The 14,200-nt window shown below is 61.3% G+C and carries 14 protein-coding genes; 3 read left to right on the plus strand and 11 right to left on the minus strand.

The window, feature by feature from the left end; translation table 11 throughout:
* Positions 1-15: 15 nt before the first annotated feature.
* From ACNKU3_RS16615 to ACNKU3_RS16650, 8 genes are all read right to left on the minus strand, one after another.
* Positions 16-360 (minus strand): hypothetical protein, encoded by a 345-nt coding sequence (locus ACNKU3_RS16615; RefSeq protein WP_418260670.1) that lies wholly within the window; start codon positions 358-360, stop codon positions 16-18.
* 150 nt (positions 361-510) lie between these two features.
* Positions 511-2,094, minus strand: a complete 1,584-nt coding sequence (ahpF, locus tag ACNKU3_RS16620) for an alkyl hydroperoxide reductase subunit F (RefSeq protein ID WP_418260671.1) — start codon at positions 2,092-2,094, stop codon at positions 511-513.
* A 181-nt stretch (positions 2,095-2,275) separates the two neighbouring features.
* Positions 2,276-3,514: a cytochrome P450 gene (locus ACNKU3_RS16625; RefSeq protein ID WP_418260672.1), complete on the minus strand. Its 1,239-nt coding sequence runs from the start codon at positions 3,512-3,514 to the stop codon at positions 2,276-2,278.
* Between the two features lie 53 nt (positions 3,515-3,567).
* Positions 3,568-4,155 (minus strand): TetR/AcrR family transcriptional regulator, encoded by a 588-nt coding sequence (locus ACNKU3_RS16630; RefSeq protein ID WP_418260673.1) that lies wholly within the window; start codon positions 4,153-4,155, stop codon positions 3,568-3,570.
* Positions 4,156-4,158: 3 nt separating this feature from the next.
* On the minus strand, positions 4,159-4,542 hold the full coding sequence (locus ACNKU3_RS16635; RefSeq protein WP_418260674.1) for a nuclear transport factor 2 family protein: 384 nt from the start codon (positions 4,540-4,542) through the stop codon (positions 4,159-4,161).
* A gap of 39 nt (positions 4,543-4,581) precedes the next feature.
* Positions 4,582-5,481 carry an SDR family NAD(P)-dependent oxidoreductase gene (locus ACNKU3_RS16640; protein ID WP_418260675.1) on the minus strand — a complete coding sequence of 300 codons (900 nt, stop codon included), beginning with the start codon at positions 5,479-5,481 and terminating at the stop codon, positions 4,582-4,584.
* Between the two features lie 525 nt (positions 5,482-6,006).
* Complete coding sequence (gene ahpC / locus ACNKU3_RS16645) at positions 6,007-6,570, minus strand: alkyl hydroperoxide reductase subunit C (protein ID WP_418260676.1); 564 nt, start codon at positions 6,568-6,570, stop codon at positions 6,007-6,009.
* Positions 6,571-6,698: 128 nt separating this feature from the next.
* A complete protein-coding gene (locus ACNKU3_RS16650) occupies positions 6,699-8,918 on the minus strand; it encodes a diguanylate cyclase (RefSeq protein WP_418260677.1) in 2,220 nt (739 codons plus the stop codon).
* 172 nt (positions 8,919-9,090) lie between these two features.
* On the opposite strand from ACNKU3_RS16650, the gene ACNKU3_RS16655 reads away from it, so the two are divergent.
* A complete protein-coding gene (locus tag ACNKU3_RS16655) occupies positions 9,091-9,981 on the plus strand; it encodes a LysR substrate-binding domain-containing protein (protein WP_418260678.1) in 891 nt (296 codons plus the stop codon).
* Between the two features lie 105 nt (positions 9,982-10,086).
* On the opposite strand, the gene ACNKU3_RS16660 is transcribed toward ACNKU3_RS16655, so the two are convergent.
* Positions 10,087-11,865 carry an SLC13 family permease gene (locus ACNKU3_RS16660; protein ID WP_418260679.1) on the minus strand — a complete coding sequence of 593 codons (1,779 nt, stop codon included), beginning with the start codon at positions 11,863-11,865 and terminating at the stop codon, positions 10,087-10,089.
* Between the two features lie 166 nt (positions 11,866-12,031).
* The gene (locus ACNKU3_RS16665) at positions 12,032-12,232 is read right to left on the minus strand and encodes a hypothetical protein (protein ID WP_418260680.1); all 201 of its coding nucleotides are present in this window, start codon (positions 12,230-12,232) and stop codon (positions 12,032-12,034) included.
* A gap of 663 nt (positions 12,233-12,895) precedes the next feature.
* Here ACNKU3_RS16665 and ACNKU3_RS16670 point away from each other — a divergent pair.
* Positions 12,896-13,111 (plus strand): dodecin, encoded by a 216-nt coding sequence (locus ACNKU3_RS16670; RefSeq protein ID WP_418260681.1) that lies wholly within the window; start codon positions 12,896-12,898, stop codon positions 13,109-13,111.
* A 244-nt stretch (positions 13,112-13,355) separates the two neighbouring features.
* On the plus strand, positions 13,356-13,487 hold the full coding sequence (locus tag ACNKU3_RS16675; protein ID WP_418260682.1) for a hypothetical protein: 132 nt from the start codon (positions 13,356-13,358) through the stop codon (positions 13,485-13,487).
* Here the strand turns inward: ACNKU3_RS16675 and ACNKU3_RS16680 are convergent, their stop codons facing one another.
* Positions 13,488-14,105 (minus strand): TetR/AcrR family transcriptional regulator, encoded by a 618-nt coding sequence (locus ACNKU3_RS16680; RefSeq protein ID WP_418260683.1) that lies wholly within the window; start codon positions 14,103-14,105, stop codon positions 13,488-13,490. It lies immediately after the preceding gene.
* Between the last annotated feature and the right edge of the window lie 95 nt (positions 14,106-14,200).

Raw genomic sequence — 14,200 nt, forward strand, 5'->3', positions numbered from 1 at the left:
CGCAAATGCAGCAGGCTACTCCCGCCGTTTCCGCGACGGGTCTGCCGCGAGATCGTTGGCCATCGCCTCCAGGGTTTCGATCGCCTCGTCCATGGTCGCGTGGCCCTTGTCCTTGTACTCGTCGAACAGGTTGATATAGCGGTCGGTCTTGCGCCCGAACACCATCAGCCGCAGGTAAAGGCTGCTTTCCAGGGTGGGACTGGTGAGGGCATCGATGCAAAAGACCACGATGCTGAGCGGGCTCATAATGAGGTCGCGCAGCGCGTCTGCGGCGAGCTTGATCTGGAAAGCCACCAGGTGGCGCAGTGCCTTCCAGAAAGTAATCCTTACCGGTGCCTCTTTCGTCTTGCGGAAAAACATCGCTGCCTCGAGAAGTCAATGAAAGCCCTGACCAGTATCGCGCAGTCACCAGCTAACGCAATGCCCTGCGCGCCCTTCAACCGGTATTTTACGCCCAAAAAAAACCGGCGCGCGAGGCGCCGGCAAAGTAGGGTCTCCTGGCCGCTGGGGTTAGGCGGCCATTTCTTCTTCGCTCGGCAGCGGATTGAGCATCAGGTACTCGAATGCCGCCAGTGAAGCCTTGGCGCCCTCTCCCATGGAGATGACGATCTGTTTGTAGGGCACGGTAGTGACGTCGCCGCAGGCGTAGATGCCCTCCTCCGAGGTGCGACCCTTCTCGTCGATTACCACTTCGCCGTGTTTGGTGCGCTCGACCACCCCGTCGAGGAACTGGCTGTTGGGCACCAGGCCGATCTGCACGAACACGCCGGCGAGTTCCACCTGTTTCTGTTCACCGCTGTCGCGCTCCTCGTAGGCGATCGCGTTGACCTTGCCGTTCGCGGCGAGAACTTCTTTCGTCGCCACATTGCGCAGGATGGTGATGTTGTCGCGCTTCTCTGCCTGGTCCACCAGCACCTTGTCGGCCTTCAGTTCGGGCAGGAACTCGAACACGGTCACTGAGTTGACGATACCCGCCAGGTCCAGCGCCGCCTCGATACCGGAATTGCCGCCGCCGATCACCGCCACGTCCTTGCCCTTGAAGAAGGGGCCGTCGCAGTGCGGGCAATAGGCCACCCCGTTACCGATGTTCTCTTTTTCACCCGGCACGCCCAGCTCGCGCCAGCGGGCGCCCGTGGCGACGATGATGGTGCGGGTCTCGATGCGCTCGCCGGAGGACAGGGTCAGGCGCTTGATGACGCCCTTCTCGATGTCGGTGACCCGGAGGTGTTCCTTCAGGTTCACCTCGTACTCGCGCAGGTGTTGCAGCATCGCGCCGGACAGTTCCGGGCCGGTGGTGTAGGGCACGGAGATCAGGTTCTCGATGCCCATGGTGTCCTTCACCTGGCCGCCGATGCGGTCGGCGACGATGGTCACCTTGAGGCCCTTGCGCGCGGCGTAGATCGCCGCGGAAACGCCGGCCGGGCCGCCGCCGATCACGGTCACATCCTGCAGCGGCAGGCTGGCTGTGTCCGCGGGTTTGGCGATTTCCGGGTAGGCTTCCAGCAGCTTGTCCACCAGCGCGGCCGCATCAACCTTGCCGTTGGCGAACAGTTCACCGTTCAGGTAAACGCTGGGCACGCCCTGGATCTCGCGCTCCTCGATCAGTTGCGGGTAGAGGCCGCCGTCGATCATCTCCGCGGTAATGCGCGGGTTGAGTAGGGCGAACTGGTTCAGGGCCTGCACCACGTCCGGGCAGTTGTGGCAGCTCAGGCTGATGAACACCTCGAAGTGCAGGTCTTCGCTAACATTGCCGATCATACCGGCGATACTCTCGTCCAGCTTGATCGCGGTGCCGGAGCTGTGCAGCAGGGCAAGTACCAGCGAGTTGAACTCGTGGCCGCCGGGGATGCCGGAGAAGCGGATACCGGTGTCCACGCCATCCGCCTCCAGCAGGAAACTCACCGGGCTGCGCAGGGTGCCAGCGGTGTCGCGCTCCTCGACGGCGATCCTGTCGGAGACGCCGGCGATGCCGCGGAGGAATTCCAGCAGCTCGGCGCGCCTGGTGTGCTCACCGGTCTGCAGGACGAAGGTTACGGCCTTCTCCATGTTGGCGGTATAGCCCTTGAGTGCTTCGAGAATATCCTTGGTCAACACAGTACGACTCCTTCTCATGAATTGGGGGCTGCTGATGCAGCGAACATGATCAGGATAGGGGCAGACCCATGCTCTGAAAATCAGAATAATCCGATGCTTACGTTCAAAAAATCAGATCGAAGGAATGCGGGTACAGCGCCGTGGCAACACGGCGCGGATGGGGAGAGGCAGGTGGCGCCGATCAGGGCTCCAGCAACAGCGGCAGGCGGTCCACCCCCAGCACGCCACCGGTGTGGTACTCGTAGCTTTCGCCGGGCTGCATGCTGATACGGCTGTAGCGGGACAGGAAGGCTTCCAGCACCACGCGCAACTCGCGCTTGGCCAGGTGCACCCCCAGGCAGAAGTGCGGGCCGGTCCCGAAGCTTACGCTGCGCGCGCCGCGTTCGATGTCGATGGTGTGGGGATCCGGGTACACCAGCGGGTCGCGGGAGGCGAGGTACAGCGGCAACAGGACCGTATCGTTTTCCCGGAACTGGACGCCGTGGAATACGCAGTCCTTCGCCACCCGGCGGTGCGGCGCCGGCACGCCGAAGGCCCGGGTGAACTCTTCCACCGCCTTGGGAATGTACTGGGGATTACTGCGCAGTTGATCCTGCAGCGCCTGGTCGTTGGCGAGGTGGCGCATGATCCAGCCCAGCGTGCTGTAAACCGTGTCGAGCCCGGCGACGTAGAGCAGGAAGCAGGTGCCGAGAATTTCCATGTCATTCATCGGCCGGCCATCGATTTCCCCGTTGATCAGGGTATTCATGAACTCCGTGCGCTGGCTGTTCTGCCGCTGCTGGCTGACGAAGCCGTACAGGTACTTGAAGATCAGTCCCGCAGCCTCCTGGGATTTCTCGAAATCCGCCTGGTCGCCGGAGCGCAGCAATTGCCGCTCCCAGGCCAGGAACTGGGGCAGCTCTTCCTGGGGCAGGCCCACCAGCGAGAGGAATATGGAGTTAGGGAACAGCTCCCCGAATTCACTGATGAACTCGCATTCGCGCTTGCCCGCCAGATCGTCCAGCAGGCGGTCGCAGGTCTGCTGCACCATGTCCACGTAGTGGTTGACATGCTTCGGCGTGAACAGCGGGTTCAGCAGGTAGCGGTAGTGGTGGTGCTCCGGCGGATCGACCTCCACCGGAATCAGGCGCATGATCTCGGCGCCCAGCACATCGCCCGAACTCGTGTCGCGGGTGCTGGAGAAATTCTCCCAGTCGAGGAAGGCATCGCGGATCAGGTCGTGGCGGGTCAGCACCCAGCCGGCCTTGCCGAGCGAGGCCTCCCCGGCCCAGATGATCCCGGGGCCTTCGTGCAGGCGCCCGGCGGCAATGAACGGGTCATCCAGTTCCGCGGCAAACTGGTTGAGGCTGTGGTTCCACACCAGTTCCGGCGGGACATGGGCGGGGACTTCCCCGAACGCTTTTACGGCACTGCCTGACATCGCTCTGTTCCTCTTGCTGCTATCGCCAGCTTCGGCTGGCGCCTGGTTATGGGTTATTGCATGTAGGCGCCGACCACCGGCGCGACCACCAGTTGTTCGTAGATTGCCGCCACCTGCGCAACCGGCAGGCGCTGCGGCTGTTCCAGCCACCAGCCGAGAATTTCCAGGGTCCCCGTGGCCACCAGCCGCACCCCCACCTCCACTGGCGAGGTGGCGCTGGCGGAAATTCGCGACGGCGCATTTTCCCGCAACTGGCGCATGAACTCCTCACGCAGCAGGTTGGCGCCGCCGCCGGTCAGCAGGGTGGACCACAGGGCTTCGTGCTCGGCGACGAACTCGCACAGTGCAATCGAGGCCTGGGCGCTGTCGGTGGTGTCCAGGGTGGTGATACACAGCTCGATCAATTGCGCGAGTTCATCGGTGACTATCGCCCTGAGCAGTGCCTCCTTGTCCGTGTAGTGACGGAAGAAGGTGTTGTAGCCAATGCCCGCGGCAGCGGCGATTTCGCGGATGGTTATCTGCTCCAGCGGTTTTTTGCCGACCAGCGACAGCAGCGCATCGCGCAGCGCCTGGCGGGTCTGCAGGATGCGCGGGTCGGTGGCGGTGGCGTAATGGGGCTGGTGCAGTTTCTGCCGGGTCATGGCCTAGTCCCCGAGCATCCCCAGTTCTTTCACGGTCAGCCGGTCGTAGTAATCGCGAAACTCGACAATCTGGCCATCGACGATGCGGCTGACGTTCATCACCGGCAGCGGCATGTGCCTGTCGCCGATCACGTGGGTATCGATGCGTTCGCTGAGGGTCCACTCGCCATTGGTGGCGCTGTGCAGGACCTCCACGTCGATGCGCGTCAGGTGATCGAAGCAGAACCCCAGCCACTGGCGGATCGCCGCGCGGCCGTGCATCGGCTTTTTCTCCGGCACGTTGTCGTAGATACAGTCCTCGGCGCACAGCGCGGCCATGGCGTCGGCGTCGCGGGTAGCCCAGTAGCCGAGGAAACGGCTGAGGATTTCTTCGTTGGATGGGTGCATGGGTTTTCTCTCCCGTCGTTATGGCCTGGCCGGGCCGGCTCAGTGGCTGTTCCGCTGCCGCTCAATTTCTGCCGCAAAAATCGGGTTGTACAGGGTCGGCGTCATGCTGGCGTTGAGGTCCGGATTCTCCGGCCGGTCCGGCAGCGCGGCCAGAATGGCGTTCGCGCGGGCCTCCAGGCCCCTGCGGTGCTCGTTGTGGGTGAGAATGTAGAGCCAGTCCTGCTCGATGCCCCTGCGCACCAGTTCACCGACTTCATCCGCACCCATCATCCAGTCCGGCAACTGTTCCGCGGTCGGGCCGCCAGTCGCGACGTAGCCGGAACCGGTGTAGTTGTCCGGGCGGTTGCGGGTGGCGTTGGAGATGTCCGAGCGCACCGGGCCGGGGCAGAGCACGGAGACCATCACTCCCTGGGGTTCCAGTTCACTGCGCAGGGATTCGCTCATGCCGATCAGTCCGGCCTTGGTGGTGACGTAGATGCCGGCGCCGGCGTGCGGCAGCAGGCCGGAGGTGGAGGCGGTGTTGAGGATGTGCCCGCCCTCGCCGTGGGCGAGGATGCGCGGCAGGACTGCCAGCAATCCGTTGACCGGGCCGCGCAGGTTGACGTCGATCACCCAGTCCCAGTCACTGGCGCTGGCCTGCTGGATCGGTCCGGACACCACCACCCCGGCATTGTTGGCGAGCAGGTGGATGTTGCCGAAACGCGCCTCGACGGCATCGGCGAAGCGGGCGAACGCCTCCCGGTCGGTGACGTCCAGGTGGGCGACCAGCAGGCCTTCCTGTTCGCCGCCGAGCGCGGCGGTGGCGCGCTCCATGGCGTCTGCCTGTACATCGCCAATCGCCACGTTCATTCCCGCCGCGAGCAAGGCCCGGCTGATGCCGAGGCCGATGCCCGAGGCGCCGCCGGTGATGATCGCTGTTTTTCCTGCCAGGTTTTGCATGGAGTCACCCTGTTATCTGTTTGCCCCGGTGGATATGGCTGGACAGTCCTCTGCGGGGCTGTCTTTGCATCACTGGGGGCTAACGCATTTTATGGAGTATTGTGCTCCATAGTAGCCGGGGGCGAGATTTTGTCAACCGGAATTTCCTGGTGGCACACGCTATGCCGGACTGGCGGTTAGCGCCGCCGAGTGCGAAACGGGCGTTGCCTGCTGGAACACGCCAAAAAGCGCACATCCCTGTGCAGGCTCGGGTGGCGACGTCCTGTCGCCACACGGTTCCAGCAGGCAACGCCCGTCTCACACTCTCCCTGAAGCGCTAAATTGCAGGCTGGCCACTTCGTACCATGCAGAACGATTTAGGGTTTGAACCCTTTAGTGACAAAGCAAATGGGTGGTTGAAGCGACTACGGAAGTCCAAATTAAAACCGCGCCCGACCGCGAAGTGCGGCGCGAAAGCGCGGTGGGGGGGGGACTGGTTACCCCCGCCCTTGCGGCGGGGGTATCAAGTCATCGCGGGTGGCGAGCCTAGATCTTGCCGACCAGGTCCAGGGAAGGCGCGAGGGTTGCTTCGCCTTCTTTCCAGGCTGCCGGGCAGACTTCGCCGGGGTGGGAAGCGACGTACTGGGCAGCTTTTACCTTGCGCAGCAGGTCTTCGGCGTCGCGGCCGATGCCTTCAGCGGTGATTTCCATCGCCTGGATGACGCCTTCGGGGTCGACAATGAAGGTGCCGCGGTCAGCCAGGCCCTGGCCTTCGCGCATCACTTCGAAGTTACGGGTGATGTCGCCGGTCGGGTCGCCGATCATGGTGTACTGGATCTTGCCGATGGTGTCGGAAGAGTCGTGCCACGCCTTGTGGGTGAAGTGGGTGTCGGTGGATACGGAGTAGATTTCCACGCCGCGCTTGGTGAACTCTTCGTAGTGGTCCGCCAGGTCGCCCAGTTCGGTGGGGCAAACGAAAGTGAAGTCGGCGGGGTAGAAGAAAAAGATCGACCACTTGCCCTTCAGGTCTGCATCGGATACTTCGACGAACTCGCCCTGCTTGAACGCAGTCGCATTGAAGGGTTTGATCTGGGTGTTGATAAGGGCCATGTTGGGTCTCCTGATGGTGGTAACACAGTCTGGTTGGCGCCGCTCGCTGCAGCAGTCAGGAGTAGATTAGCCTCGGGAGATCAATCTTAAAAACGGGTTAAATTGAATCTATTGTTCTAAAAATACGATCACTCAACGCTTGCCGCGGAAACATTGCCCAGCAGGTCCACGGTAACCCGGTTGCGGCCTTTCTGCTTGGAGGCATACAGGGCGCGGTCGGCGCGCTCCAGCAAGCTGGTGAGCTCCTCGCCCGGTTGCCACTGGGCGACGCCGAGGCTGATGGTCACCTGCACTTCTTCACGCGACTGGGATTCGGTACTCATATCCTCGACCAGCTGGCGCAATTCCTCGCTGCGCAGGTGGGCCTGGGACAGGATGGTATCCGGCAGCAGGATCACGAATTCCTCGCCGCCGTAGCGGCCCAGAACGTCACTGCTGCGGATACGGCTGTTGACCAACTGGGCGATGGTATTGATGACCTTGTCGCCGGTGACGTGGCCGTAGCGGTCGTTGATCGACTTGAAGTGGTCGATGTCGAACAGCACCAGTGACAGCGGCGTTCCCTGGCGCTCGGCGCGGGCGATCTCGCGCGCGGCGGCGTCCTGGAAATAGCGCCGGTTGAAGGTGCGGGTGAGCGGGTCGATGGTGGCCAGGGTTTCCAGCTGGTCCGCCCGCAGGCGCTGCTCCTCGGCTTCCACCCGGTCGCTGAGGTCGCGCACGTAACCCTGGAAGCCGACCTGCTGGCCCTGCTCGTCAAAGCGCCGGGTAGAGGTAATGGAAACCGGTATCGCGCTGCCGTCTTTCGCCGCCAGGTGGGTTTCCCAGTCCACCACCGTGCCCCGCTCGATCACCGCGTCGAAGAGCTTGCGGCGGCTGTCCCGGGCGCTGATCACGTCGATATTGTCCATGGCCAGGATCTGGTCCCGCCGGTAGCCCAGCAGGTGCGCACAGGAAGGGCTGACGTCGATGATCCGCCCTTCCATATCGGTAATGAAAATCACGTCCTGGGATTCCTCGAACAGCGTGCGGTACTTGCGCTCGCTCTGCTGCAGGCTGAGGTTGCGCTGTTCCAGGTTGCTCGACAGCTCGGCGAGCCGCCGGTCCTTGCCCGCGGAGCGCGCGGAGAGCATCACCGCCTGCACCATCAGGAACGCCAGGAAACCCACGTGGGTGAGGTTGCCATAGGGCAGCACGCCCGCCAGGCCCAGCGCCTCCAGCACGTTGACGATCGCCACCAGCAGGGAGGCCGTGGCGATATACAGCCAATACGGGCGCTTGCGCACCATCAGGCGGAACAGGCAATAGCCCAGCAGCAGTACCTCCAGCAGGGAGAGGAACTGGTAGGGAATGATCACGTAGCTGGCCCACAGCGTCGGAATCACCAGGCAGACCACGCTGAATACGGCGCCCAGCCACCAGAACAGGCGGACCAGGTAGAGACTGTATTCCTGCGGATACAGAGAGCGCATGAAACTGCTGTAGAGCGGGATTGCCAGGAAAAACACCACGTATTCCAGGCGCAGCATCCAGCCCCAGGGCACCTCGGGCAGCAACCAGGCCAGCAATCCCTGGCTGGTCAGGCCACCGCGCAGCACGATGGCAGAGCACAGGAGGCTGAAGAACAGCGAGGATTTGTCCTCTCGATGGAACAGGTACAGCACCAGGTACTGCAGGGCGAATGCGAGAACGATGCCGAGCACGAAGCCGTCGCCGACCCAGGCAAACCGCTGCCAGTCGTGCATCTGCTCCGCGGCGCCCAGTACTACCGGGTTGCGGAAGCCGGCCTTGCGGTGGTGGAAATTGGCGATCTGCACCACCAGCTCCATGTCGCCGCCCACCGCGGGCAGGAAGAAGGTACGGCGGAAGCGCGCCGGGGTGGTGGTTTCCGCGGAGGTGCCGACTTCGCCCACACCACCGAGAAATGTGCCGTTGACCCAGATGGCGTAGGCGGAGCCTTCCCCGGGGCTGTAGAGCGCCAGCGGCCCGTGCCCCGCGGACAACTTCACCCGCAGGCGGAAAGTGGCGAAACCGCCGGGAGGATGCCCGCCCGGGTAATCCGTCCAGTACCCGGGTACCGGCACCAGTCGGGGTTGGCGATTCTCGAACTGGCCGGGCTCGAGCAATTCGTTCCAGTAGAACTCCCAGTTTCCTGAGAGCTGTACCGGTCCCTCGGAACCTGCATTCCAGGAATTGAGATTGAGGACGCCGTCACGCGCCTCCGGGGGAAGGTTGACCGAGGCGAAGAAGGGGTAGAGGGTGACGGTGACCGCGAAGATCAACAACAGCCAGATATAGCCGAAGCGGTCCGCGGCCCGGGCCGAGGTTCCGCCTGTCAGGGAATTGGGCATGGCCGGCCTATTCCATATGCGCCCCACCCGCAAAAGATTGCCTGGGTGCAGGACCGCTGCGTACTGAAAAATCGAGGGTTTCGATACACTTAATCTGGATGCCAGCTGCGATAGGGCATATAGTTCAAAAATTCTGAACAATTATCAAGCTTCATTCGACTAAGCCCTAACAATGATCTCCCTCAAGCAGCTTCACTACGCGCTCGCAGTTGAACGTACCCTGCACTTCAAGAACGCCGCGGAAGAGTGCCACGTGTCCCAGTCCGCCCTCAGCACCGCGCTGTCGGAGCTGGAAAAGCAGCTGGGTTTCCAGATTTTCGAGCGCGATAACCGCAAGGTGCTGGTGACCCCGCTGGGGCGCCAGGTGCTGGACCGGGCGCGGGAGATCTCCCTGCAGGTGGAAGACCTGCAAAAACTCGCCGAGGCGCAGAAGGAACCGCTGTCCACGCCGCTCACCCTCGGGGTCATCCCCACCATCGGCCCCTACCTGCTGCCCAAAGTGCTGCCGGCGATGCAGAAGCAATACCCGCGGCTGGAACTGGAAGTGATCGAGGATCAGACCGCCGAACTGCTCAGCCAGTTGCGCCGCGGCGCCCTGGACGCGGCGATCATCGCCCTGCCCTACGACTGCGAGGGCCTGCTGACCTTCAGCTTCTGGCAGGAGGACTTGTTCTGGATTACCAACTCCAGGGACGAACTGGCCACCGCCGAACGCATCACCACCGAGGACATGCGCCACGCCCACCTGATGCTGCTGAAGGACGGCCACTGCCTGACCGACCACGCGCTGGCGGCCTGCAAGCTGGAGGACCTGTCCACCAACCGCTTCAACGCCACCAGCCTGAACACGCTGATTCCGCTGGTAGCCGCGGGCATGGGCACCACGCTGGTGCCGGAGATAGCGTTGGGGCTGGTCGAAAGCAGCAAGAAGCTGGTGGCGGTGCCGCTGGAAGAGCCGGGACCGCACCGGGAACTGGCGTTTGCCGTACGCCCGAACTATCCGGGAGTGGCGAATATCGAGGCCCTGATCCGCTTGTTCAAGGACAAGCTGGGCGCGAGATGACGCCGCGCGCGGCGAACAATCCGCAGCACAGCGGCAACCTGCCCTGCAGTTGCGCCGTCCAGACACGCCACATCCGGAACGCTGTATTACCGGCGGCAGCGCGGACTATTTTCCTGCCAGCGGCCAGCCGATAAACAGCACGGCGAGCGTGACCGCCCCGACAAACAGGTTCATCGGCAACCCGACCTTCAGGAAATCACTGAAGCGGTAGCCGCCCGGGCCGTAGACCATCAGGTTGGTCTGGTAGCCGAGCGGGGTCGCGAAACTCGCCGAGGCCGCCATCATGATGGCGAACACGAAAGGCTCGTTATTCAACCCCGCTTTCTCCGTCATCTCCAGGACAATCGGCAGCATCAGGACAGCGGCGGCATTGTTGGTGATGGTTTCGGTGAGCAGGGACACCGCGACATAGGTAAGGATCAACATCAGCCAGGGCTTGCCGCCACTCAGATCGATAATGTTGCTGGCCAGGAATGCAGCCACCCCGGCTTTCTGCAGCGCCGCACCCAGGGCAAAGGATGCCGCGATGGTGATAATCACGGTCAAATCCAGGCTTTTTTCCGCCTGGCTGAGCGAACAGCAACCGGTGATGATCATCAGTCCCGCACCGATCAGGGCGGCGTTCAGCATCGAGATAACACCGAAACCGGCAGCCGCCACCACGCCAACCAGGATTCCCCACGAGAGCCACGCGCGCTCATGCCGCGGGGTACGCGTCTCCAGGTCATTGATCAGCAGAAAGTCCCTGTTGTAGCGCTGCCGGGTGACAAACGCCGGCCTCGCCTCCAGCAGCAATGTATCGCCCGCTTCCAGCCGGGTGGTGCCAAGATTGCCCTTGACCCGCTCGCCATTCCTGGCGACGGCCAGTACCACGGCGCCATAGCGATCGCGGAACTTCGCATCGCGGATGTTCCTGCCGAGCGCGCCGCAATGGGGTGACACCACCGCCTCTACGAGGCAGCGCCCCGCCCGGTCTTTGCCCAGCGTGCCCGAATGGCCGTTTTCGGGCGAGGGGATAATGCCGTTGATCCGCAGCAGGTCGGAGATTGCCTGGGTATCGCCGGCAAATACCAGGCGGTCACCGCCGTGCAAAATCTCCTCCGGGCTCACTGCAGTCACGACATTTCCCGCACGCTCGACCTCCACCAGGAACACCCGCTCGAGGTGACGAAGCCCCGCCTGCGCCACGCTCTTTCCCACCAGGGGCCCGTTCGGGTCTACGGTGACCTCCAGGGTGAATTCCCTCAGGTTGCCAAACGCCAGTTTGTCGCTGCGATCCGGCAACCAGCGGGGAAAGAAAATCCAGATAAAGGCGAGCCCGGCCAGGGCTACAGGCAAACCGACCGCGGTAATGGAGAACAGCGAAAAGCCGGCCTCGCCGGTGAGCGCCCGGTACTGCCCGTTGACCACGAGATTGGTACTGGTACCGATCAGGGTCAGGGTTCCCCCGAGGATGGCGGTGAAACTCAGCGGAATCATCAGCTTGGAAGGCGCTATACGAATCCTGCGCGACCAGGCATGGATGGCGGGAATCATGGTGGCCACAACCGGTGTGTTATTCAGGAACCCGCTCAAAACGATCACCGGCACAAAGATGCGGCCCAGGGCGGAGCGAAGCGTGGCGGGGTGCCCCAGCACCTTGTTGACCAGCAGGTCGATGCCCCCGGACCCGTGAATACCCGCCGCGACCACGAACATCGCAGCCACCGTGATCAGGCCGGAGTTGGCAAATCCGGACAGCGCCTCAGCGCTGGTCAGGATACCGAAGGCGCTGAGGATAGTGAGCACCGCCATCATGACCAGGTGCGGGCCGACCCGGGTAAAGGTCAAAACCCCCAACGCGGTTATCGTCAGGGCCAACGAGAACCAGCCTTGCCACTCCATAAAAACAGCCTTTCAGGTATTGGGAGCTGGCAATATAGGCACTTCGGCTAAAGACCATAAATAATATAAAATTCTTTTGTTATTCTAAAATCACATAAATCGGGATGCGGATTGTGGGCCAATGCCTTGCCAACGCCAAGGTCACGCACCGGCCTGAATAAAATTGTCAGGCGGCAGCCGGGCGACGCACGCGCATTGCTCTATGTTGCCGCCAGGCTGCGATTCTGATCACAAGCGCGGCGACGCCAGTCAATGTATAGGGGTCGGTCAGTGGATTGAAACCAATCATTTCATGAGCAAACAGTGCATCAAAATAAGGGCTCAACACGAAGGTGAAAAAGAAGCCCCACATGCCGATGCGGTGCAATACTTTCCACCCACGCCCCAGGCGGCGGCGCGCCCCAGCCGTCGAAGTCAAAACCATTGCCAGCAAGACGGCGTAAGCCCATACACCGCCATCATGGAGACCCGCAGGCGGGAACCGGTCCATCAGCCAACTGTGAGTGCATAGCGCCACCAGATGGGTAAAGAAGCAGCTCGCGAACCCAAGCCCCCACCATCTACGGTCCCGCAGCAATGCCACAGTCCATCGCCGTCTGTACAGTCGCTGGATTGACGAAGCGACGAAAGTGACAAGAAAGAAAGGGTAAGACAATCGAGCTGTATATCGCGCAGCCAGTTGCCAGCATTCCTGAGAATCCTGGCCGACCGACAAGCCGGCCGCCAGAGCCGAAAGCCCGGCTAGCAACCCCAGACACGTTGGCCATGTTTTCAGCATACGATTCTTATAGAGCAGAAGGCCAGAGGCCATCTCCCGTCCAATACTTCAGGTTGCGGCCCGATAACTACCAAACAGCACGGACCCAGCTGCCCGGTTAATTTTTCGTTATTTTCAATAACGCCTGAACAGGGCAACCGCTAAATCAATAGACCTTTATGAGCCAACCTTGCCAACCTTGCCAACCTGATGGAACTGCACAATACTTTTTACCGCTATGCTATAAATTCGATTTAATAAAAGGAAGCTACAATGTCTGATCACCACACTTACAAGAAAATCGAAATTGTCGGCTCATCCAAACATGGCATTGATGACGCAATACGCAACGCCATACAACAAGCGAATAAGACTACAAGAAACCTGGAATGGTTTGAGGTACAAGACACGCGTGGTCATATAGTTGATGGAGAGGTCGCACATTTTCAGGTTACGTTAAAAATTGGCTTCAAAATAGAAAACAGCTAAATACACTATTTGGTCAATTTTACTCCGCTAAATGCGCTTTCCCGTCAACTCGTTTTTTCAAGGGATCGTAACGTTGCCGGCCAGGGCGCGCAGTATGCGCGTCCCGCTGACTGGTCTTGCCGGGCTTGCCCACTTGATGAGTTCAATACGAATAGTTCATACAGTTCGATACTAAAAATCGGTTTATTCAAATTTACCTGCCCACCATAGCTGCGGATACTTTCCCGAAACGGAGGACAATCCCATGCAAACGATCAGGAATTACCTGCGCGACGCCATCGCCAGCCGCCCCCGGGCATCCAGCGCCGAAGTGGTCTGCAACTTCAGCAACAACTACTACGGCGACCAGGTCTGCGTCGTCCGCAAGCCCGCGTAATCAGTGCAGGGGGGTGTACAGCAGCTTGATGTAGTTCCGGTACTGCTTGAGTTGCTGCACCAGCACGGTGTTGTCGCTGAAAATACGTGACAGCAGGATGCCGCCCTCGATCACCGCACTGAGCATGTCCGCCAGTTCGTCGATGTCGACTTCGGTGTTCGGGGTGTAAACCTGCTCGATATTCGCCAGCATGCTGCCGAACATTTCCCGCCACTGCACAGCGCCGGAGGCGATCATGCCGTGTATTTCATCGTCCAGTAACTGGCTTTCGTAGGTAAAGGAGGCCACCAGGCAACCGGGATGGACTTCTTCCAAGTTCTCCATGGCCTCGGCCAGCAGGTTCATGTACAGCAGCATCTGCTGCAGCGGGTCCTCGCTGAGTGATTGCGCCCGGTCCTTCACGCTGGTGAAGAAGTCCATATCGGATGCCAGGTAGCGCTCCACCAGGGCGCGGGCCAGTTCGCGCTTGTCCGGAAAATGGTAGAAAAAGCCGCCCTTGGTGATGTGCGCCTTTTCCAGGATTTCCTCTATCGAGGTGGCGGAAAATCCCTTTTGCAGTATCGCTGCTTCCGCCACGGCGAGTATTTTTTCCCGCCGGTCTTCACCGCGCTGGGCCATATCCCTGTCCCTCCCACGTGATTTCCTCCCCGTTTACTGTACCTGCGGTACAGTAAACGGGCATGTCGCTGGCGACCATCCCCAATGCACTGCCA

Origin of the sequence: Haliea sp. E17 (assembly GCF_048323675.1) — a bacterium.
Lineage (GTDB): Bacteria > Pseudomonadota > Gammaproteobacteria > Pseudomonadales > Halieaceae > Mangrovimicrobium.